The organism is Pseudomonas aphyarum (genome assembly GCF_028657055.1).
Classification (GTDB): Bacteria; Pseudomonadota; Gammaproteobacteria; order Pseudomonadales; family Pseudomonadaceae; genus Aquipseudomonas; species Aquipseudomonas aphyarum.
Map to the genome: position 1 here is coordinate 304,519 of NZ_JAMDGS010000001.1, position 21,573 is coordinate 326,091.

At 58.0% G+C, this 21,573-nt stretch carries 20 protein-coding genes and 1 pseudogene; 10 read left to right on the forward strand and 11 right to left on the reverse strand.

Annotated elements, in window-relative coordinates:
- Window positions 1-37 precede the first annotated feature (37 nt).
- Window positions 38-584, forward strand: a pseudogene (locus M5G18_RS01445) (AAA family ATPase).
- Window positions 585-640: 56 nt separating this feature from the next.
- Here M5G18_RS01445 and M5G18_RS01450 read toward each other — a convergent pair.
- A complete protein-coding gene (locus M5G18_RS01450) occupies window positions 641-1,855 on the reverse strand; it encodes an aldose 1-epimerase family protein (protein WP_011333719.1) in 1,215 nt (404 codons plus the stop codon).
- A gap of 572 nt (window positions 1,856-2,427) precedes the next feature.
- On the opposite strand from M5G18_RS01450, the gene M5G18_RS01455 reads away from it, so the two are divergent.
- Window positions 2,428-2,790: a DUF6124 family protein gene (locus M5G18_RS01455; protein WP_011333718.1), complete on the forward strand. Its 363-nt coding sequence runs from the start codon at window positions 2,428-2,430 to the stop codon at window positions 2,788-2,790.
- A 113-nt stretch (window positions 2,791-2,903) separates the two neighbouring features.
- Here the strand turns inward: M5G18_RS01455 and M5G18_RS01460 are convergent, their stop codons facing one another.
- The 4 genes from M5G18_RS01460 to solA form a co-directional block, all read right to left on the reverse strand.
- A complete protein-coding gene (locus tag M5G18_RS01460; RefSeq protein WP_273896920.1) occupies window positions 2,904-3,416 on the reverse strand; it encodes a hypothetical protein in 513 nt (170 codons plus the stop codon).
- 219 nt (window positions 3,417-3,635) lie between these two features.
- Window positions 3,636-4,715, reverse strand: coding sequence for a hypothetical protein (locus tag M5G18_RS01465; RefSeq protein WP_273896921.1), 1,080 nt, complete (start codon window positions 4,713-4,715; stop codon window positions 3,636-3,638).
- Window positions 4,716-6,275, reverse strand: coding sequence for an AAA family ATPase (locus M5G18_RS01470; RefSeq protein ID WP_273896922.1), 1,560 nt, complete (start codon window positions 6,273-6,275; stop codon window positions 4,716-4,718).
- A gap of 335 nt (window positions 6,276-6,610) precedes the next feature.
- On the reverse strand, window positions 6,611-7,774 hold the full coding sequence (gene solA, locus M5G18_RS01475; protein WP_273896923.1) for an N-methyl-L-tryptophan oxidase: 1,164 nt from the start codon (window positions 7,772-7,774) through the stop codon (window positions 6,611-6,613).
- A 193-nt stretch (window positions 7,775-7,967) separates the two neighbouring features.
- Between solA and M5G18_RS01480 the strand changes: the two genes are divergently transcribed.
- A complete protein-coding gene (locus tag M5G18_RS01480) occupies window positions 7,968-9,299 on the forward strand; it encodes an amidohydrolase (RefSeq protein WP_273896924.1) in 1,332 nt (443 codons plus the stop codon).
- Window positions 9,300-9,361: 62 nt separating this feature from the next.
- Here the strand turns inward: M5G18_RS01480 and M5G18_RS01485 are convergent, their stop codons facing one another.
- The 5 genes from M5G18_RS01485 to M5G18_RS01505 all read right to left on the reverse strand — a co-directional run bounded on the left by M5G18_RS01485 (window position 9,362) and on the right by M5G18_RS01505 (window position 12,453).
- Complete coding sequence (locus M5G18_RS01485; RefSeq protein WP_273896925.1) at window positions 9,362-9,607, reverse strand: colicin E3-like toxin immunity protein; 246 nt, start codon at window positions 9,605-9,607, stop codon at window positions 9,362-9,364.
- 70 nt (window positions 9,608-9,677) lie between these two features.
- Window positions 9,678-9,929: a pyocin S6 family toxin immunity protein gene (locus tag M5G18_RS01490; RefSeq protein WP_273896926.1), complete on the reverse strand. Its 252-nt coding sequence runs from the start codon at window positions 9,927-9,929 to the stop codon at window positions 9,678-9,680.
- A 70-nt stretch (window positions 9,930-9,999) separates the two neighbouring features.
- Window positions 10,000-10,230 carry a DUF7683 domain-containing protein gene (locus tag M5G18_RS01495; protein ID WP_085688188.1) on the reverse strand — a complete coding sequence of 77 codons (231 nt, stop codon included), beginning with the start codon at window positions 10,228-10,230 and terminating at the stop codon, window positions 10,000-10,002.
- Window positions 10,227-11,438, reverse strand: a complete 1,212-nt coding sequence (locus M5G18_RS01500; RefSeq protein WP_273896927.1) for a colicin E3/pyocin S6 family cytotoxin — start codon at window positions 11,436-11,438, stop codon at window positions 10,227-10,229. Before M5G18_RS01500 ends, M5G18_RS01495 begins: the two co-directional genes overlap by 4 nt.
- Window positions 11,439-11,529: 91 nt before the next feature.
- A complete protein-coding gene (locus M5G18_RS01505) occupies window positions 11,530-12,453 on the reverse strand; it encodes a LysR family transcriptional regulator (protein WP_273896928.1) in 924 nt (307 codons plus the stop codon).
- A 104-nt stretch (window positions 12,454-12,557) separates the two neighbouring features.
- On the opposite strand from M5G18_RS01505, the gene M5G18_RS01510 reads away from it, so the two are divergent.
- The 3 genes from M5G18_RS01510 to M5G18_RS01520 all read left to right on the forward strand — a co-directional run bounded on the left by M5G18_RS01510 (window position 12,558) and on the right by M5G18_RS01520 (window position 15,705).
- Window positions 12,558-14,525: an alkyl/aryl-sulfatase gene (locus tag M5G18_RS01510; RefSeq protein WP_273896929.1), complete on the forward strand. Its 1,968-nt coding sequence runs from the start codon at window positions 12,558-12,560 to the stop codon at window positions 14,523-14,525.
- A gap of 147 nt (window positions 14,526-14,672) precedes the next feature.
- Window positions 14,673-15,542, forward strand: coding sequence for an AraC family transcriptional regulator (locus M5G18_RS01515; RefSeq protein WP_273896930.1), 870 nt, complete (start codon window positions 14,673-14,675; stop codon window positions 15,540-15,542).
- A gap of 40 nt (window positions 15,543-15,582) precedes the next feature.
- Window positions 15,583-15,705: a hypothetical protein gene (locus tag M5G18_RS01520; protein ID WP_273896931.1), complete on the forward strand. Its 123-nt coding sequence runs from the start codon at window positions 15,583-15,585 to the stop codon at window positions 15,703-15,705.
- A gap of 4 nt (window positions 15,706-15,709) precedes the next feature.
- Here M5G18_RS01520 and M5G18_RS01525 read toward each other — a convergent pair whose 3' ends face one another.
- Window positions 15,710-17,278, reverse strand: coding sequence for a winged helix-turn-helix domain-containing tetratricopeptide repeat protein (locus M5G18_RS01525; protein ID WP_273896951.1), 1,569 nt, complete (start codon window positions 17,276-17,278; stop codon window positions 15,710-15,712).
- A 251-nt stretch (window positions 17,279-17,529) separates the two neighbouring features.
- On the opposite strand from M5G18_RS01525, the gene M5G18_RS01530 reads away from it, so the two are divergent.
- The 4 genes from M5G18_RS01530 (at window position 17,530) to M5G18_RS01545 (ending at window position 21,448) form a co-directional block, all read left to right on the forward strand.
- Window positions 17,530-18,285, forward strand: coding sequence for an SDR family oxidoreductase (locus M5G18_RS01530; protein WP_273896932.1), 756 nt, complete (start codon window positions 17,530-17,532; stop codon window positions 18,283-18,285).
- Between the two features lie 30 nt (window positions 18,286-18,315).
- Window positions 18,316-18,729, forward strand: a complete 414-nt coding sequence (locus tag M5G18_RS01535; protein ID WP_085747530.1) for a cupin domain-containing protein — start codon at window positions 18,316-18,318, stop codon at window positions 18,727-18,729.
- 71 nt (window positions 18,730-18,800) lie between these two features.
- Window positions 18,801-19,892, forward strand: a complete 1,092-nt coding sequence (locus M5G18_RS01540) for an HlyD family secretion protein (RefSeq protein WP_273896933.1) — start codon at window positions 18,801-18,803, stop codon at window positions 19,890-19,892.
- Window positions 19,889-21,448 carry an MFS transporter gene (locus tag M5G18_RS01545; protein WP_273896934.1) on the forward strand — a complete coding sequence of 520 codons (1,560 nt, stop codon included), beginning with the start codon at window positions 19,889-19,891 and terminating at the stop codon, window positions 21,446-21,448. The genes M5G18_RS01540 and M5G18_RS01545 overlap by 4 nt, the downstream gene beginning before the upstream one ends.
- The last annotated feature ends 125 nt before the right edge of the window (window positions 21,449-21,573 follow it).

The following is a 21,573-nucleotide window of genomic DNA, read 5'->3' on the forward strand; positions in this document are numbered from 1 at the left end:
GCACAATCGCCGGCTTTTTTCCCGACAGGAAGTCCCCATGCAACGGATCGTCATTCTGGGCAACGCCGGCAGCGGCAAATCCACCCTCGCCCGCGCCCTCGGCGAACGCCTGGGCCTGCCGGTGATCCACCTCGACAAGCTGTTCTGGGAACCCGGCTGGGTCGAGCCCGACGCCGAGCAGTTTCGCACCCGCGTACGCCAGGCCATCGCGGCGGACACCTGGGTCTGTGAAGGCAACTACGCTCGCCGAACCTTCGACCTGCGCCTGCCTCGCGCCGACCTGATCATCTGGCTCGATACTCCACGCCTGACCTGCCTCGTCCGCGTGATCAAACGCAGCGTGATGAACCGGCCTCGCCCGGATCTTGCTGCGGGTTGTCGAGAAAAGATCGATCGGGCGTTTTTGACCTTTCTGAAATTTGTGTGGAATTTCGACCGGGGCTATCGGCCGGGAATCGACGGAGTGCGCCAGGCCATTGGGCCGGAGATTCCTGTGGTGCATTTGCGAGGGGCGCGGGAAGATTGCAGATTTTGTCGAACGGCTGCCGGTAACGGGTAACGCCTTGTTGGTTTCCAAAATATAAAAGGGGGACTGATTTATTTAGGAAAAATAAATCAGTCCCCCATTTTCTAGCCGGTGTCAGCCCTTGGTCAGATCAACCAACGGTGTCTGCCGCACCTCGGTCTCCCGCCCGCCCTGAATGTCGCTCACCTGCTTCAAGGCCTTATCCACCGCCGCCTTATCCGCCAACAAGCTGTAGCTGATGCGGAACTGTTTGTGTTCCTTCGGCCCGATGGTGGGTACCAGGTTCAGTGGGCGCTGATAACGACGGTTGTAGGAAAAACTCGTCCCCGGCTCCAGCCCGGTGACATAACCCTGACCTTGGGTATCGGTGTTCTTCCACAGGGAAAACACCGGCAATGTCTGCGTATTGAAGCCAACCGAAACGCCCAGGCTGCCGGCCTTGTTATGCAACACGGTCAACGTATCGCCCTTGGCATCGGCATACGGCACCACGTTGTAAACCGTTTCGTCGTAGTCCTTGGTCGGCGCGCGATAGGTTTGCCATTCAGCCAAATCGCCCTTGGCTTTGTCGTTGAACGGCGACACCTGTTTCACCGGCGCGGCGAAACGAGCGCCCTGCTCCAGGAACGGGGTGCTGAAGTTGCTGTGGTACAGCGCCTGGTATTCCTTCGGATAGTCGCCGTTGTTAGTCAGAGTGTCGTTGAGGGCGAACACGACGCTGCCGGGTTCGGTGACCAGTTCGGTGGCGACGGAGAAGTCGACTTTCTTGAACGCCTGCTCTTTCAGTTCACCGCGCAGGGTGATGGCGTACGGTGGCGTTTCATCGATGTGCAGGGTGACTTTGTTCGCCGGAATGTTAGCGGCCCGGCCGTGCAGGGTCAGCAGTTCGCCGTTGTCGACGCCGGGGTGACCGACCCATTCATATCCGCAGCGGGTCACCAGCTCGTTGAAACCCTCCAGCCAGCCCAGACCACCGCGGCCATTGAGTTCGATGAAGGACGGATTGACCACCTCCTTGACCGGCGAATCCCAGCCCATACGCACATCGCCGACCGAGGCCTGCAAGACGTTCATTCCCCGCGTCGGCACCACCGAGAGTTTCATCGTGCCGTTATCGATGTCGACAATGCTGACGCCCTCCTGCCGACCACCATGCAAGGTGCGCAGGCTGACGCTGAAGGGTTTGTCGGTTTTCACGCCGAGTTGCTGGCTGGTGATCTGCCAGTTCTGAGCGGCTTTATCGGTGTCGAGCAGAACGTAATCCCAGGCCATGGCGTGAGAGGCAGCGGACAGTGCGCTGAGGGCAACAACGAGTTTGAGCGGGGTCATGGGAGCAGCCTTTCTTGGAGTTGTGCCGTTTTTATAAACCTGCTGAAACGTTTCATCAAGCATAAAAAGTGACGCGCGCTGGTAGGTGCCGAGAAAGAATGGGTACGGAGAGGAAAATTGAAATCGATGTGATCGCGTGATCTCGCAGACGGGAGTCCGCTTTTATTCAGGAGTGGCATGGACGACTGATTTCGACATGGCGAGGGCGGCGTGTTTAAGCGTTTTTCGAATGGTGTTTAGAAACGCCCGGCATTACTTCCCCACGGCTACAGCGTCTTGCGTCATTGCCTACGACTACGCCAGAATCCGCCGGCTTGTGCGTCTGGGGTGCGGGTTTTATCGTTTCCGGGTCACTGAAAAACAGTGATCGGGTTTGGTAGCCCGGATTACCTGTCGCATCGCAACACCAGATTGCAGGGACTCTTTCGCCCTCTGTTTTATGGTGGCCATGCGTAGGGCGTCTTCGGACGCGCCGGGTATCCAGGTGACCGGTCTACCAACCTCCGTATGGCCACCACCCTCGTTTGGTAGCGAGGCTGATGGCTCCACTTTTTCACCCTGGAGTTACATCTATGTTCAAGCCAACACCGAACCCACCGGAAACCGATCCGGTATCCCCCTACAAATTTCCCGATTCCCGAACCCTTAACGAAGCGGCAGAACGCGCGCTCGACCACTACCTCACTCCGCAACAACGCATCATGGGCAGCCATCACAAACACGACCCCATGTACCTGGCCAACCCGGCCTACAACACCGAATCCCTCCTGGCCAACGCCAGCGAATCACTGGGCTCGGCGAGCGAAATGCTCAACAACTTTGCGGCGACTCTGGAGCCTGCCCATCGCAAGACTGCGATCGGGATTGCGCAGTTGGTGATGTTGAGTGAGTTGGCGGTGAATCAGGCGTTGGATCATGTTGAGGTGAAGACCTAAACGCTTGCCCTCTGCGATCGGATAGTACGCCGCGATAGAGGGAATGTGCGTTGGCCGTAGCTGCCATGATGAATGGCAGCTATCAGTTGAAGCAGTCATCGATTTGGCACCGATTAGCGCTGAATAGCCTTTCTGTTTTGATATGCCTTTAATTTTCTTGAAAGCCAGGGTAAGGCCATTTTTTCTAGCTCTTTTGTAAGTTCACTATGTGCGAGACCATAAATCAACGACACTACATTTGTCGTTCTACTTACCCAATCCTTGAATTGTTCTTTTGACATTACCGCTTCACCATAACCCGGCTTAGTGATGATTTGCCAAAAAGTTTTATTTAGCACATCAACAGACGATCCAAAATTTGCCCCTTTTATCTTGTGCATCAATATCAGCGCTTCATGAAAATACTCACGCGAGTATTTTTTTGATGCAAGAGTCACTTCCTCGCCAACAGCTTCATAATTAGCGTCATAAAGCTCTCCGATAAATTTTTCAATATCCAAAAGAACAGCATTTCTTCGCTCAACTAACATCTCAAAAGTCTTCAATCTCAACTGACTGCGATATGTCAAATAGGCCGCTATTATGGCTGTTAATACTGTGATATATGGCGCGATTTGTGTAAACAATCGAAACTCCTTTTCACCAACCCCCACATTGAGGAAAAATATAATGATCAAAAAAATATAACTGATGCCGCCTGAGCGCACATTACATAAAAAATCTAAAAATGGGGTGAATTTATTGTCAAAAAAATAAATCCGCGCCTATTTTCCCTCATTTTGAAGCTCTGCCCTCGATGTAAAAAACTTAGTACGCGAAACTATTGGAATAATAGCCATCAACAATCAGACCAACTTTGCCGGCCCCGCCACACTCCAACTGGTAAGTGTAGACCCAATACTTTTCCACAAAGCTTTTAACGTAGGACACTCATCTGGGTATAGCGGCACAAGCTGCTCAATTTGAAGCCGCATTTCAGCTCTGTTCTGCAATGGCTTCAATAAGTCGCATGTACAGCTAGCTTGCAGACAATTTTTAGAGCAATCTTGAGAAAGTCCGGGTAATGCAGCGCTCCAATACGCACTAGCATCCGGGCAGGCGCGTAAATAGCCTAACTTCAAGCCTTTTTTGTAATCGAAGAAAAGCTTTGCCTCTTGATGTCCGTTCTGCTCGGCGATTTTCAAAGCAGCAACCATAGCATCGGTATAACGGGAGTTTGATTTTTCCGAGATAAAAGATAATGGCACAAGGTTTTCTATTTCGTGAAAATCTAGGTCTAAGTGGTGCGCGAGGACTTTTGTCAGATCATTAGACTCACGAACCCTTACGCTTGTCGGCCCACAGTCATCAGTCGGATATTTTTTATCCGAATCCGTGATACATAGACAAAATAAATTATTGTCTCTTTGTGCTCTTTCAAACACTGCATAAGTCCGATTACCTCCGCCGTGGATAGGCCGGTATCTGCGATTGAGTGTTTTCACCGCCAAAGCCTTACTTACATACCACTTCGATATTATTTCGTAAATATAGTGATCATTTATCTCTTCGAAGATTATCTCCAGCGGTGCTCTCAAATTCATGTCCGCACAAAAAATTAGCGGGATGGAAATTACCTTCTGGTTTGCAACAGTGTTAAGCGTTGGAACTCCATCGCCTGGAACGATATTTACATAGACTTCAACTTTTTCAAGTATCGACTCTTGCTGGGGGACTCTAAAAAATACGCTCTTATATGCGGCTCGCGCAGAATCCCCTAGCTTTACAAATTTGCTAAGGGCGATCAATGCTTGAGCGTCGCCGAACACTAAATGGTCCCCGGAACGCACCGCGGATGCAATATCTTCAAGTGCACTTATCTCAACGGGACTCAAATTTCCGTTAGTTACACAACTATTAATAGACTCGCCAATATAAATAATCATTTAGGCCTCGTAATCAAAGAAGCCATACGGCCAGTTGTGAAGAGACCCGTTTTCACGATACCCACTAAACTCAACGATTGTTTGCGATGCGTTTGGCTCTTTTGAGAACAGCACGATAGTAGAATCGTCTTTCGTTAAAACCCCCATTGCTGTCATCAGTCCGATCTTATTGACAATTACCTCACTATGCGTTTCGATAATTAAATGCAAAATCACATCAGCTTCTTTGGCCGCGTTCACCACTGAAACTAACATTTCTGCAAGTTTCGATTGCATGCGCGGATGCAAATGAAGCTCAGGCTGTTCAATGACACAGGTGTAAGAAAGCCCCGGTATACCATTTCGACTGGGCTTATGCAACATGGTCCAAAGCTGTATTATAATTGGAATTACTTGTGAGTAACCGAAACCCATATCAGCGAGATTGTAAGAGTCTTTGCTTTTATCGAACGTAACACCTAAGTTTACATGACCTCCATTGAACTGCACTACCGTTCTAAATCCAAACTCCTTCATAGACCATTCATCAAGCGCGCTTTTCTCTCGCTCACTTAGATTACGCAAAAACATTGCTAAGTTTTCGCCTTTTGAATCGAGCTCTTTAACACCAATATCTTGCGAACGATAGTATCGCTGCGCTGATGCGCGAATAGGCTCAATATAAGAAACCCGCCTAAATGTCTGATCTAAAATTTCATCTAGATTGTAGAGTATGATTCCCGTTCTAGCTAATATCAGAAGATTTTGAAAGCGAACAAAGACTTCATCATCCAGCCCTGAATTTACAGTTTTGCTTTTCCAAGTGTTCGTGCTGAACATTTTTTTGAAGTTAACCAGCATATCTGTCTGCTTGCCAATTGCAGCCTTATAAACTGCATTGGTAAGAGATTCTAGGCTTGTCCGTTTATTGGAATAGACTCTCAGTGTATCTACCAGATCATCCAAAATCCCGTCGGGCCAGAATCCACTCCACCACGATCTGTATATATCTTCTTTTGGCGAGTCGCTTTTGGCGCGAATGAGCGGAAGCAATCTGACTGCTGAGCTGTACGTGTAACTATCGCAATATCGGCTGAGGTTTTCGCCATTAATAACTATTGAGCTAATTTTATTTGATTCGTTGATATCGATTTTAACTGAGTTTCCTTCGATATCTAGATCAATTCCAGCAGTTCTCGTAAGACCATCCTTTCCCAAAGACGCTAGTCGCAGATTTACTGTAATGTTAGAAGTGCTACGATCACGGGAACTCCCCTGAGCTCTGATCGGTCGGTGGTAAATTAGCTCAGGAACAGTCAACCCAAATGAAAAAACGATTTCTTTTTCACCTTGCTTCCTAATGAGCGCTTGATCGAAATCTCCGAAATCGACATATTTCCCGAACCAAAGAATTGAGCTTCGAGTCGTGGTTTCAGCACTTTGTTTTAGAAGAGGGAATGTCCGAAGAAAAGTACTCTTACCGGAACTGTTTTCGCCCAAGAGAATAGTTATTGGAGAAAGCTTTACCGTGCCTGTATCCTTTAAACTTCTAAGATTTTTTACTCTGAATTCGGTCAACATCCTGTACGTCCCTTGTGATATTTAGCCGTGAGCGTGAAGTAATTTGCACTTGATCTTAGTTACGGTTCGATCTGCGGACGGCTGGAAACCTCCAATAATAATTACCGTTTTATCCCACTTTTGGCTAGTGGCCAAATGACCTCATCGCAAAAAAATTTGAGACCACGTGGAAAATTCGGCCACAACGCTTCTAGCATATGTCCATGTAGTTGACCCACCGTGCGTCTATTTAACGGAATGTACTTGAGGCCCCCTTTACGGATCGACCGGTTCTCGCCAATGCGGCCGATCATTAGTCATAGCTAATGACCTAAAGCTGTCACTCGCAAGCACCGTCACTCCCCCTCAAACCGCCCCACCGAAAACAACGAAAGATCCAGCTCACTCTCCCCCCGCAAACACCACTGCGCAAACGCCTCCCCCAGCGCCGCCGAGTGTTTGAACCCGTGTCCGGAGCACGCCGACACCACCAACGTATGCTGCAACCGTGGATGCTCATCAATGATGAAATGCCGATCCGGCGTGACGGTGTAGGCGCAAACCGCTGACTTCACTACCCGATCCGTCAGCCCGGCAATGCGCCCCTGCACCTGCTGCTCGTACATCTCGCGTTCTTCCTCGGCCGAGACTGTGCGATCCAGAGTCTCGGGCGTGGATGTGCTGCGATACTGCGCCGTAGCCACCTTCAAACTGCCCTCCCCCGGCAATGCGGGAAAGCCGTAGAAATCGTCGTCCGGTCCGTGTGTGAAGATGAACGTGGGTGAGTGGCCGACCAGTTCTGCGTCGGGCTCGGTTTCGAACCAGAACAGTTTTTGCCGATAGACGCTGAGCAGTCTGTCGAACGGTGCGCCCAGCAAGCCGCCCGCCCAGTTGCCGGCGGTGACCACGAGTTTGTTCGCCCGTACGGTGCGCTGGTCGGTGGTGACGGTGACGCCCTGTTCGTCCGAGCTGATGTGGGTCACGGTCTCGCCCTTGTACAGCGTGGCGCCGTGTTGTTCGGCCAATCTCAGTTGCACGTCGATGCAGCGCTCGGGCCTTACGAAACCACCTTCGGGCTCGAAGTAGCCAATGGCGTCGTCGCGCACCAGGGCAAACTGCGGGAAGCGCTGGCGGATCTGGGCGGCGTCGAGGACTTCGTGTTCGATGCCGTAGGTCTGCGCCAGGGCGATGGTGCGCAGGGTGAAGTCGGTTTCGTCGGCGGGATCGAAGTCGGGGCTTGAGGTCAGCACCAGCAGGCCGGTCTGTTCGAACAGGGCCTCGCCCGACAGCGCTTCCAGCTCGCGCCAGATGCGGTGGGAGTTGCGCACGATGGGCACGTATTGCGCGCCCTCGCCCACGGACAGTCGGGTGATGCGGGTGTCGCCATGGCTGGAGCCGAATGTGTGCGGCGGATGGTGGCGGTCGATGCCGACTACGTTGACCCCGGCTTTCGCCAGTTGATACACCGTGGCCGCGCCCATGGCGCCGAGGCCGATGACCAGTGCTTCGCATCGTTCCATGATTGATTTCCGCTCAGGCAAAAGAGCCACAGTGAAGCGGATCAGGCGATGGAAAACAATCCGCTGAAAGCCGCGCTCAGGCAAAAACGTGAAAAACCAAAAGCCGTGCGATTACCGGCCAGACTCGTTTGTTCCGTCTTGCATCGCGGCATACCCTCTGACGCCAATAAAAACCATAAGAGAGAGTCCCGCCTTGATCCGTTTCTGCAAAACCTCGCTGTGCCTCGCCGTTCTGTCTTCGTTCGTTGCCACTGCCAGCCATGCCGCCGATGCGCCCTGGGTCGATGGCGCCGTGAGCGCGGTCAATCAGGATGTCATCGATCTGCGCCACACGATTCATCAGCATCCAGAGCTGGGCAATCTTGAGTTCAAGACCGCCGCGCTGGTGGCCGAGCGGCTGAAAGCGTCGAACATTGAAGTGCGCACCGGGGTCGGCAAGACGGGTGTTGTGGGGGTGCTGAAAGGCGGATTGCCGGGGCCGGTCGTGGCGTTGCGCGCCGACATGGACGCACTGCCGGTCAAGGAGATGACGAACCTGCCGTTCGCCAGTCAGGCCACCAGCACGCGGCTCGGCAAGAGCGTGCCGGTGATGCACGCCTGCGGGCACGACACCCACACCGCGATGTTGCTGGGCGCCGCGAAGGTGCTGGCCGAGCATCGCGATCAGGTGCGCGGGACGGTGGTGTTTCTGTTTCAGCCGGCTGAAGAAGGTGCGGCTGATGTCGATGAATTCCAGACCGACACCCTGATCGGCGCGCAAGCGATGATTCGCGATGGCGCGCTCGATTCACCCAAGGTCGAGGCGGTGTTCGGGGTGCATGTGATGGCGGGTTATCCGACCGGGCATCTGTTCTACAAATCCGGAACCGTGCTCAACAGCAGCGACTCGTTCCGCATCACGGTCAAGGGCCAGCAGACTCACGGCTCGGCGCCCTGGAGCGGTGTCGATCCGATTGTTGCCAGTCAAGGCATCATCAGCGGTTTGCAGACGCTGGTCAGTCGGCGCGTCGACCTGACCCAGGGCATGGGCGTGATCAGCGTCGGCACGATCAACGGCGGCTCGGCGGCCAACATCATTCCCGAGACCGTGGAAATGACCGGGACCATTCGCACCAACAACGCCGACATCCGCGACACGATCCTGAAAAAGATGCCGCCGCTGGTGAACAGCATCGCCAGCGCCTACGAAACCCAGGCCAATCTGCTGCTGGTGAACAATGCGCCGGTAACCACCAACGATCCGGTCCTGACCGAAGCCATGATCCCGGCCCTCGAACTGGCAGCGCCGGGCAAGGTCGAGCGCCTGCCCGCCTCGCTGTCGCCGAGCGAAGACTTCTCCTACTACGCGCGCAAGGTGCCGGGCTTGTTCGTGTTCCTCGGCGCCACGCCGGAAGGCCAGGACATGAGCAAGGCGCCGAACAACCACAGCCCCTACTTCACCGCCGATGACGCGACACTGGCCACCGGGGTGAAGGCGCATGTGCAGTTTGTGCTCAATTATCCGGGGCGGGGTCAGCGGGGCTGATTGGCTTATGTGAAAAGGGGGCGGATGTATTTTCGTAAATACATCCGCCCCCTTTGCGGGTACTAACTGTAGTCAAACGAAATTTGGTAGTCGTTGGTACTCAGAGCGATCTGATGTTGAAAGTACGGCTGAATGGTCGCAACCCACTGTTCGACGACGTTGAAGCCGCCATTATTGATGTTGCTCTCCACTGGAATGCCTAAGGCATTCAATACTGATTCATCATCCCCCAGATCTCTTGATGACTCCTCGCCCTGGAATTCCAGGGTTGCTGTGTCGTACCACTCCAGTCTCAGTTCCAGTCCCATCTCTTTCTCACAAATATCTTTTTTGACGAAAAAAGGGACGGTGGCCCCGTCCCTTTTGCTCTCCGCAGTATCAGTACTTCGCACAGGTGCCCATGAAATACTCCAGACCGCTCGGGAAGCTGACATCCAGCAGGGCTCCCAGTGCCGCTACCTGATCCTCGCGCAGTAACAACTCACCTGGTTCCAGTTCGCTCAGGGGCTTGGACTCAATGAGCTGTGCAACTTTTTCATTCATTTCGCTACCGTCGATATCCAACTCGAACTGCAGCGTGTCGTCTTGGACGTCATCCGGGTAAAAGCCGGTTATTGAAAGGAAGAGCATGGGTTGGTCCTTCATGCAAAAAGGGGCGGATACTTTTTGTGAATCGATCCGCCCCCTTTACTTTTTCTGTCTATACATTGCACGTCAGTTGGAAATAGAAATTTCGATCCTCAATCGACCTACCGACAAGCTCTTCGATTGCTTGCATTTGTGGCTGGCTCAAATCATAGCCTTCCCACCCCTGCGGTTCTTCTTTCCAACCCATGATGGCTTTGATTTGCTCATCACATCCCTGTGGCAATTCGATAACGAAAGCCTGGAAGTCTGTCTCGATGTCAAAAGCTTCTACTAAAAATCTCAAGGCTCAATGCTCCTTTTCTTACCTTTTTTAGATTTTTTATTCTTTTTTGTAGATGTCGGTTCGCCTGTGTTCGGATCGAACTCTCCGAGGTGTTTACCTCTCGCATCATATTTTTCGACCGTACCGTGCATAGAGTCCCACTCAAGAATCAAGCCCTTTGCAGTTTTCCATCTTTTGCGCTTCGCCCCACCACCTTGTACAGACGTTTTACGGCCTACGATTCTTGCATCAGGAAAGGCTGGGAGCACGTCGGGAGCCGGATGATACTCGTGGTCCCCCGCGTGGGTGCTGACAACAATGTAAACCGGCTTAACCCCCGCCCCCACCGGAAACACCAGAATGAAATCCCGATACTCCGGCGGATAAACCGGATTCACCAGAATCCCGTCCGCCGCTTTCGTCGGCGGATACACCCAAATATGCGGCGCCTGCGGAGCAGCCTCCAGCGCCGGAATACCGAGGATGTCGGAACCGTCCACAGCCGGCGTCCAGATCAGTTCAACACCTTCACCAAGGTCTGCAATAAACCGGCTACCGCGTGCAGCAAACTGCACGACATCAACCATCTCCCAATCGCGGTTCTTGCCGGTGTAAAAGCCGTAACCCTTGAGGCTGCCATCGGCCTGCTGTTCAACGCGCAGGCGCACGCGGGTTCGGGCCTGTTTGAGGGCGAGCAACTGGTCTTCGGTGTAGAGAGCGCTGTCGCCCAGGTTCGAGGGCATGAACATCGCCACCAAACCGAGCAACGGGCTGATGACGGCAGCAGAGGCCATCGCGGGCAATGCCTTGAACGCCTCACCGGCAAGGGCAAAAGTGCCCAGCCCCGCAGGAATGGCAGTGCCGCTGATTTTCTTGAGTTCAACCCCACCGCTGTCATCGGCCTCACGGCCACCGAGCAAAATCAGCTCGCCGTAATCCTTCAGGCTGTCAGTCGGCACCATCCCCGAAGGATTCGAGTAATCGATGATCGCGTCCGGCAACTTGCAGGACTTGGCAAACACACAGCCCGCGCGCACCGGCTCAGGCTTGTTCGCCGCCACCTCACGGCTGCGCTCGAAGGCGTCCTGCCTCGCCAGCATGGCGTCGTACTTGTCTTGTCGTTCTTGCTGATCGGCCAGTTCGGTGGCCGTCATGTAGCGGTAGGTGACGTGATGCCCGTCGCCTGCCGGTGGGTTGGGAACCCGGGGAATGTCCTTTTGACCAGCCACTGATTGTCCTTTCGTTCATGCATCGGCAGCCCCTCGCAAAGGGCTGCACGACGTTAACGAAGCAGGAAAATCGTGGCTGTAGGACGTATCTCTAAAGACGTGGGGATTGTTCGACGTGAATGGATTGCATCTCGGCAACCACCGCCTCGATCACACACAAAGCCGTCGGCGACAAGCTCCTGCCCTGCAAGCTCACCACCCCGATTTCAGAATGAAATCCCGGCCTGTCGACAACATGAAGCTCAATCAAACGCCCCACCCGAATATCTTCAGCCACCGCGCCATGAATGACGCCGAGGATGGTGTCGGTTGAACCAGCGACGGTCTTGAGCAACGCCACATCATCGCACTCCAGCACGATGGGCAGCGCCTGGCGGGTGGAGATTCCAAGTGTTCGGGCAGTCTCAAGCTTCACCACTTCCGGCAGGCGCGTCGTGGCGATGCCGTAGCCTTCCAGTTCACCCATCTGCACTTTGCGCCCTGCCAGCGGATGCTCCGGTCGTACGAAAAATCCTGCCGAGACCTGGCCAAGCGAGCGGATCAGCAGATCGGATTCCGCCGTGAAGTTGCGAATGTCGGCAACGAAGAATTCGATCGCTTCCGCGCGCAGCCGCGCTTCGAGAATCTGCCAGTTGTTCACCTCCACCCGCAGGGTAACCGCCGGATGATCCAGACGCAGTCGCGGCACCACTTGATGCATCAACATGGCCGCCGGGAACGGGCCGACGCCAAAGGCGAGGCTGCCCAGTTGGCGATCGCTGTAGAGCGCCATGTCCCGCTCCAGCGAACGGGCATCGAACAGCAGCCGCCGCGCCCGCTCGATCAGAAACTCCCCCGCCGGCGTCGGGCGGACGTCGCCGGTGTCGCGATCGAACAGGCGCTGCCCGGTTTCGCTCTCCAGCGCCTGAATGCTGCGGCTCAGGGCCGGCTGGCTGAGGTGAACGCGCTCGGCCGCGCGACCGAAATGGCGTTCATCGGCCAGCGCGAGAAGATGTGAAAGTCGTTTGAGGTCCATTCGCCCGATGCTAGCGACGCATTATCTGGATGTAAACAATGCATTGGATACATCGCCGCCCTGCCCCTAGGCTGGAGCGCATTCGACCTCGGAGAACAACAAGAATGAAACCGACCCTCTACACGATCCTCGCCCTGACGCTGGTGTCCCTCGGCGGCTGCGACAACAAGCCCGACGTCGCAGCCGGTGACGCCACGCCCGCCACGGCAGCGGTGATCCAGGCGTCGATCAAGGGCCTGGACCTCAGCGACAACCGCGACATGGAAGATGCCCAGCGCGGTTTCATCGCCCGGCCCACCGGCAAGATCCTCGGCGCTGACGGCAATGTCCTGATCGATTTCGATGCCTACCGCTTCGTCGAAGGCCAGGCGCCGGCCACCGTCAACCCGAGCCTGTGGCGGCACGCGATGCTCAATGCGCAGATCGGTCTGTTCAAGGTTCGCGAGGGGATTTACCAGTTGCGCGGTTTCGACATCGCCAACATGACGCTGATCGACGGGCAGACCGGCTGGATCGTGGTCGACCCGCTGACCTCCCGTGAATCTGCCGCAGCGGCGTTGGCATTTGCGCGCGAGCATCTGGGCAACAAGCCCGTCACTGCGATCATTTTCACCCACGACCATGCCGACCATTTCGGCGGTGTGCTGGGTATCACCTCAAGCAGCGAAGTGGCCCAGCGCAATATTCCCATCGTTGCGCCCGCCGGGTTCATGGAGGAAGCCACCAGCGAAAACATCCTGGCGGGGCCGGCGATGGCGCGGCGTTCGATGTATCAGTTCGGCAAGAACCTGACGCCGGGTGCCACCGGCATCATCGACACCGGACTGGGCAAGAACGTCGCCTACGGCAGCATGGGCATCCTGCCGCCGACGCAAATCATCGACCAGCCGGTCCAGCCGCTGGTGCTCGACGGCGTCAGCTTCGTGTTCCACAACATGCCCGGCGCGGAAGCCCCGGCCGAGCTGACTTTTTCGATCCCCGCGCTCAAGGCATTCGGCGGTGCGGAGCTGCTGGCGCAGACCATGCACAACCTGCTGCCTATCCGTGGCGCCAAGGTGCGCGATGCGCTGCGCTGGTCCGACTACACGCAAATCGCCCTCGACGAGCTGGGCGACACCGAGGTCTATTTCGGTCAGCACAACTGGCCGATCTGGGGCAACGAGCGGATCCGCGAATTCATCACCAAGCACCGTGACGTCTACAAATACCTGCACGACCAGACCGTACGTCTGATGAACGCCGGCTACACCCCCAACGAGATCGCCGACAAGATCCAGTTGCCGGATTCGCTGGCCTCGTACTTCGGCACTCGCGGCTATTACGGCGACCTGCGCCACAACGTCAAGGCGATCTACCAGATGTACCTGGGCGCCTACGATGGCAACCCCGCGCACTTGAATCCGCTGGTGCCCAAGGAATCGGCAAAGCGCTACGTCGAATTGATGGGAGGCAATGCCAAGGTGGTCGAAGCCGCGCGCGTGGCCTATGACAAGGGTGAATACCGCTGGGTCGCCGAGCTGCTGGATCAGGCCGTGCTGACCAAACCCGACGACACGGCCGCCAAGGAACTGCTGGCCCGCGCGTATGAACAGATGGGCTATCAGGCGGAATCGGCGACCTGGCGCAACAGCTACCTGACGGCGGCGATGGAGCTGCGCAACGGCCCGCCAACCAAGGGCGTCAAACGCTCTGATCTGATCGAACTGATGAAGCAGACGCCCACCGAACGCTTCCTCGAAGCCATGGCCGCGAGCCTCGACGGCCCGGCGGCGGATGGCAAGAACTGGACGTTCAATCTGGTGCTGACCGATACCAATGAATCGTTCGTGCTGTGGATCGAGAACGCTGTGCTGCACTATCGAAAAGGCCCGACGGCGGCGAACGCCAACGCAACGCTGACCGTCACCAAGGACCTGTTCGTTCAACTGCTGGGCGGCACCGCCGGGCTGAAGGAAACGCTCACTTCCGATGATCTGAAGGTGGATGGCAGCAAGGTCGATCTTGTGAGGTTTCTGGGGCTGCTGGAGAAGGCGCCGGGGAATTTTGCAATCGTCGCCCAGTCCCGCGACTGATTCACAACGCACCGTGCGAGTGTAATGATTCGGCAAGTCGGTGCAGTGTGTCAGCACCGACTTTCTGCCTTGAGCAAATACGGCTAGGCGCATTCAGGCCGCCATCGTCGATTCTAAGGCCGACCGAATTTCCAGGACTTCCACACCGTGCCCGACACTCCGACTCAAATTGCCTACGCGAGACGCTTCACGGCGGTACTCGCCTACATCGACGCCAACCTTGAAGGCGACCTGTCGGTGAAGGCGTTAAGTCAGGTTGCGAACTTTTCCGAGTTCCACTTTCACAGGCAATTTACGGTGTTCGTCGGCGTGCCCGTTTCTCGTTATGTGCAGTTGATGCGCCTGCGTCGTGCGGCACACCGCTTGATCGCCCTGCCTGACCTCTCGGTGATGGACGCCGGGCTGGATACGGGCTTCGATAGTCCCGAGGCGTTTTCAAGGGCATTCAAGCGAGCCCTCGGCCTCTCGCCCGGGGCTTTTCGCAAGGCACCGGACTGGAAGGTCTGGCATTCGGTCTTTGCCATTCCTCATTTCTCAAGGAGCATTGCCATGCAGGTACGAACTGTCGACTTCCCCGAAGTTCGCGTCGCCGCGCTCGAACACCGCGGCGCCCCGGGGCTTCTCAATCAAAGCGTGCAAACGTTCATCCAGTGGCGCCAGCAAAGTGGCCAGTCACCGGTGGCATCGAGTCGCACGTTCGGGATTCCCTACAGCAATCCCGACACGACACCAGCGCAAGACTTTCATTTCGCGATTTGCGGCGAGATTCACGACGCCGTAGTGCCCAATGCATTCAATGTCGGCGAACTGATCATTCCCGCCGGTCGCTGCGCCGTCGTCCGTCATGTGGGCTCCACCGATCACATCGGCGAAACCATCTACCCGATCTACCGCGACTGGTTACCGGCCAGCGGCGAAGAACTGCGTGATCACCCTCTGTTTTTCGAATACTTGAGCATCAGCCCCGAGACCCCGAAAGATCAGTGGCAGACGGATATCTACGTGCCGCTGCGCTAGCCTGCTCATGCCTGACCTGCTCGTGCAGCAGGTCGGGCAAATGCGCACGACTGAATGGGCCGGGACGCAATTTCCGTGCGTGCCCGGGCACGAGTACGAGCGGATGCTGCAAGGGGATGTGAAGTATCGGTTTGTGATCGATAACGCGACGCTGGCCGGCTGAGCCGTCACTCCGGCAACCCTGCCAAGCGTAAACCTTCGGCAAACCGGGCAATGTCTTCAGGCCGTTGAATGGGCAGCCACGCGCTCAGGCTGGACACCCGCAAGGTCGGGTCCAGCCGGCGCACCCGTTCCATGGCCTGCCCGGCTTTGTCGGCTCGCCCGCCCAGCGCATTGCTTGCGGCGATCAAGGCCGCCGCAGCCAGCAGACTGGGCAGATTCCCCTGCGCTTTCTCGGCCCAGGACGCCGAGAGTTCGAAGCGACCGGCGAAGAAGTGCGCCAGCGCCATCCCGACCTGCATGCGGAACATTTCCGGATCCAGCGGGCTCAGGCGCACGGCGTGCTCGAGGTTGGCGATGGCGGCGTCGGTTTCGCCACGCAAGGCGCGCAGGATGCCACCCAGATACCACGCCGGAGCCAGATTGGGATTGAGCAATCGAGCCCTGTCGAGCAAGGCAATGCCACAGTCGACATCCCCGGTCAGATGGGCCAGAGCATGACCGCTGCGGGTCAGCGCCACGGCGTCGTCGCGCCCCAGTTCCACACCCATTCGCGCCAGCCGCGCACCTTCGGCGATTTCCCGAGGCCGGTCGGTCATCCAGCCGTTGAGCTTGCGCCAGAAGTGGCACCACGCGGCCATGCCATACGCCGAGGCGAATTCCGGATCCAGTTCAATCGCCCGGTAGAACAGCGCCAGTGACTGCTCGATCGCCTCACGGGTGCCGATGTGCAGTTTGGCCGTACCACGCAGGTAGTAATCGTAGGCATCGAGGCTGTCAGTGGGCTTGCGTTTGGCCCGCTCGATTTCCGCGCGTTCGAGCTGCGGTGCGATGGCGCCCACAACGCTTTCGGCCACTTGGTCCTGGAGTTCGAAAATATCGTCCAGCAGGCCTTCGAAGCGTTCGGCCCACAGGTGCGTTCCGCTGCAGGTATCAATCAACTGGCCGGTGATGCGGATCTTGTTGCCGCACTTGCGCACGCTGCCTTCCAGCACATAACGCACACCCAGTTCCTGACCGACGCCTCGCGCATCCACCGCCCTGCCCTTGTAGGTGAAGCTGGAGTTGCGGGCGATGACGAACAGCCAGCGCAGGCGCGACAGCGCGGTGATGATGTCTTCGACGATGCCGTCGGCGAAGTAGTCCTGCTCGGGGTCGCCGCTTAGGTTCTGGAATGGCAGGACGGTGATCGAAGGTTTTTCCGGCAGGACAAGTGTCGCGACCGCCTCGGGTTTCGCGGGCACTTCAGGCGCATTGACGGGGCTGTCGCACGGGATGACTTCACCGACAAAGCGGTAGCCCTTGCGCGGCACCGTGCGCACCAGACGCTGTTGCTCACCGGTGTCGCCGATGGCCTTGCGCACGGCGTTGATGTGGCTGGTGATGGTCGATTCGGAAACGATCCGGCCACTCCACACGGTGCTCAACAGTTCGTCCTTGCTCACCACCCGTTCGCGGTTGCTGACCAGCAGCAACAGCAGATCGAAGACCTGCGGCCCGACAGTCACGACTTGCCCGCGCCAGGTCAGTTCCCGGCACTGCTGGTCGAGCACGTAGTCTTCAAACACGAATTGCACGGTGGCTGTTCTCTGGTCTGGCGCCCCCGACTCCGTGTCCGAGCGGGCGATGGTTTTGCGCTCAATCATACGGCAGACCTTGGGCCGCCGCACCGGCCTGCACAGTGGTCTACGCATCTGCCGACGGATTGGCCTGTCTGGACAAAAAACCAAGGCAAATCCAAGGTCACCACAAGGATTCATCCGAGCGCCGCAGTCATGCTCAACCCACATCGACAGCAATGGTTGCCGTCGGCCAGTGGAGAGATGCCATGAAGATCGTCGTTATCGGAGGCACCGGCCTCATCGGATCGAAACTTGTGAACAATCTGCGCGAACGCGGCCACGATGCCCGCGCCGCCTCGCCCAACACCGGCGTCAACAGCATCACCCGCGAAGGCCTGGCCGAAGCGATGGACGGCGCCCAAGTGGTGGTCGATGTGTCCAACGCCCCATCGTGGGAAGACCAGACCGTACTCGACTTTTTCGAAACCTCCACCCGCAACCTGCTCGCCGCCGAAGCCGCCGCCGGGGTTCGCCATCACGTGGCGCTGTCGATCGTCGCCAGTGAGCGCTCGCCTGCCAACGGCTACTTCCGCGCCAAGGTCGCGCAGGAGAACCTGATCAAGGCCTCGAGCATTCCTTACACCCTGCTGCGGGCCACGCAGTTCTTCGAATTTGTCGGCGGGATTGCCCAGTCCGCCACCGTCGGCGAGGAAGTACGTCTGTCGCCGGCGCTGATCCAGCCCATGGCTTCTGACGACGTCGCCGCTGCACTCACCGACGTGGCACTGGCAGCGCCAATCAACGGCACGCAGGAAATTGCCGGCCCCGAAGCCATGCCGCTCGACGAGTTGGTCCGGCGCTTTTTCCGCGCCACCCACGACACCCGCAAAGTGATCCCGGACGTGCACGCCCGTTACTTCGGCGACGTACTCGACGACCAGTCGCTCACCCCCGGCAGCAGCAATCCTCGCCTGGGCCCGACGCGCTTTGAAGACTGGCTGGCGAAATCGATCCAGCACTGAAACACCCCACTCATTTGAAGGAGTATCGCCATGTTCAGCCGAATCCTGCTGGCCGCCACGTTTGCGGCCCTGTCGATTTCATCCGCCTCGGCCGCCGAGCCGCAGGGGGGCAAGGTCACCGTGGTGTTCGACCGCGCCCTGCCCAACGTTCCGGGCAAATCCATGAGGGGCGTGCTGGTGGAATACGCGCCCGGTGGATCTTCGCCGGCGCACTTCCATCCGAAGTCCGCGTTCATCTACGCCACGGTGCTTGAGGGCGCAGTGCGCAGCAAGGTCGGCGACGGGCCGGAGAAGGTCTACAAGGCCGGGGAAAACTTCGTCGAGCAACCGGGTGACTTCCACGCGGTGAGCGCCAATGCCAGCACCACCGAACCGTCCCGTCTGCTGGCGGTGTTCGTGCTCGACAGCAGCGAGACCGACCTGGTCAAACCCGTCAAGCCGTAACCGATCCATTCGCCAATCCACCTCCGGCGGCCCGTCTGCCGGAGGTGTCGGCCTTGCGCAGGACCACGAACATGAACGCGCCCCAGCCCACCACCGCCAGCACGGTGCAATCCGAAACGACGCCCGCGACACCGCACCAAGGCAAGCGCAAGGCGGCAGGACTGCTGTTGTGCGCCGCCGCTCTGGCGATCGTGGCGGGCGGTTTTGTCGTGCTGTATGGCGGCAAAAGTATCTCGACCGACAACGCCTATGTGCGTGGCGATGTCACGTCCCTGGCAGCCAAGGTCGCCGGTTACGTCACCAGCGTCGAGGTGCGTGACAATCAGTCGGTGCAGAGCGGCGACGTGCTGTTTCGCATCGACGATCAGGACTATCGCGCCCGCCTCGCCCAGGCCGAAGCCAACTTCAAATCGGCACAGGCGCGCCTCAGCGATGTCGATGCCCAGACGCAACTGCAACATGCGCAGATTCGTCAGGCCGAGGCCGAACGCCGCTCCGCCGCCGCGCAGATGAACCTCGCCGGCAAGACCCACGACCGCAACCGCAAACTGATCGCCAGCAATGCCGTGAGCATGGCACTGGTCGATGAGACGGCGGCGGCCCAGACGCGCGCCTCTGCGGCGGTGGACGCTGCTTCGGCGTCGGTCGAGGCACAGCGCCAACGCCTCGCCGTGCTGCTGGCCCAGCGTGGCGCTGCCCTCGCGGCCATGGCTCAGGCCGAGGCGGCGCAGGATCTGGCCCGGATCGACCTCGACAGCACCGTGGTGCGTGCGCCCGTGACCGGCGTGGTCGGCAACCGTCAGGTACGGGTCGGCCGTTACGTCACGCCGGGGGTGGCGTTGCTCGACATCGTTCCGGTGCAGGACGTGTGGGTTGTGGCCAACTTCAAGGAAACCCAGCTGGAGCATCTCCAGACCGGTCAGGCGGTGCGCATTACCGTCGACGGCTACCCCGACGACGCGCTGGAGGGCGTGGTCGACAGCTTTGCCCCGGGCAGCGGCTCGGCCTTCAGCCTGTTGCCGACCGACAACGCCACGGGCAATTTCGTCCGCGTGGTGCAGCGGGTGCCAGTGAAAATCCGCCTCGCCAACAATCCTTTGCCGGGGCGCATCGTGCCGGGGCTTTCAGCGCGGGTCGATGTGGAGCGTGGAGACGGCTCATGAACCGGTCTGCCGCAGCCCGGCCCGGCGTGCTGCTGATGATCGGCATTCTGCTGGCGAGCCTCACCGAAGCGATTGCGGGCACCGCGCTGGTGTTGGGCCGCAACGACATCATCGGTGACACCGCCGCCACACCCGACGAGTTTGCCTGGCTGGACATCGGCTACACAGGGTTCAAGTTGATCGGTTTCCTTACGGCGTCGTGGCTGCTGGCGCGCTTCGCCCCGCGCAACGTGATCGTCGCTACGACCCTGGCCATGGGGCTCGCCTGTGCGATCGCTGCCTGCAGCACGCAGCTCGACTTGCTGATAGCGCTGCGCATCCTTCAGGGTTTTGCCGGCGGCACGCTGCTGGTGGCCGGCCAGGTGCTGATATTTCGCAGCTACCGACGCCACCTGCAACCTGCGCTGCAAGCGCTGTTCGCCATCGGCGCGGTCGTCGCCTCCGCCACGTTGACGCCCGCCCTGCAAGGCTGGCTGGTCGACAGCCAGTCCTGGACGTGGATTTTCCTCAGCGTCGTGCCGCTGGCATTGGTGGCCAGCGGACTTTTACTCGTCACCGTCACCCCGACACCCGCCCGAGCCAGCCAGCGTCCATTCGACGGTCTGGGGCTGTTGCTGAGCGCCACCGCTCTGCTGTGCTTCACCTACGTGCTCAGCCAGGGCGAGCGCTGGGACTGGTTCGAGGCGCCGCGCATCGTCTGGCTGACGCTGGTCGGCAGCGCAGCCCTGCTCGGGTTTCTGGGCCAGCAACTGTTGATCAGCGGCAGAGGCGTGCTCGACTTCAGTCTGTTCAGGTCGAGCGATTTCTCGTTCGCCTTTATCGTCAGCTTCGTCGCGGGGGCAGCGCTGTTCGGCAGTGCCTACCTGATTCCGGCGTTCGCCGTGTCCGTTCTCGGCTTCACCCTGACCGAGGCCGGCCTGCTGCTGTTGCCCAGCGGCGCGTTGTTTGTCGGTGCGTTGCTGATCGCGGCCTGGCTGATGCAGGCCCGTGGCGTGGCGCCGTTTGCCACGGTGCCGTTCGGCATTCTGATGATCATGATTGCCATGTGGCTGTTGTCCGGCTCGACTAGAGAAAGCGGCAGCGCAGACATGATGAGCGCCATCCTGCTGCGCGGGCTGGGGCTGGGCTTTCTGTTTCTGTCGATCACCCTGATCGCGTTCACTCACCTCAACAGCCGCAACCTGGCGGCCGGCATCGGTCTGTTCAATACCGGCCGGCAGCTGGGTGGCCTGATCGGCGTGGCCGGGCTGCAAACGCTGATCGAGCACGGGCATGCGGCCAACGCCGTGATACTGGGCAGCAGCGTCACGTCGGGCAGCCCGGCGCTCATCGAACGGCTGGCGTCCACTGGCGCATGGCTCACGGGCAAAGGTATGGAGCCCGCGGCGGCGGCCCGTGCCGCGACCAGTCTGCTGGGGCGGACGGTGTCGGAGCAGTCGCTGGTGATTGCCTTCGACAGTGCGTTCATGGCGGTGACGTTGCTGTTTGCGGTGGCAGCACCGTTGCTGGTGGCGATCAAGATCGGCTTTGCGAAACACGCCGGATCAAAACATTGATCTTTCGCCCCATACCCAGTGAAAAACCGGGTACACGTCTGGGTTGCGTTGCTCGGTTCGAAAACAGGATCAGGCAAGCAATCCACAGAAATGCACAACAGGCTGTGCGAGCAATCCGGGAAGAA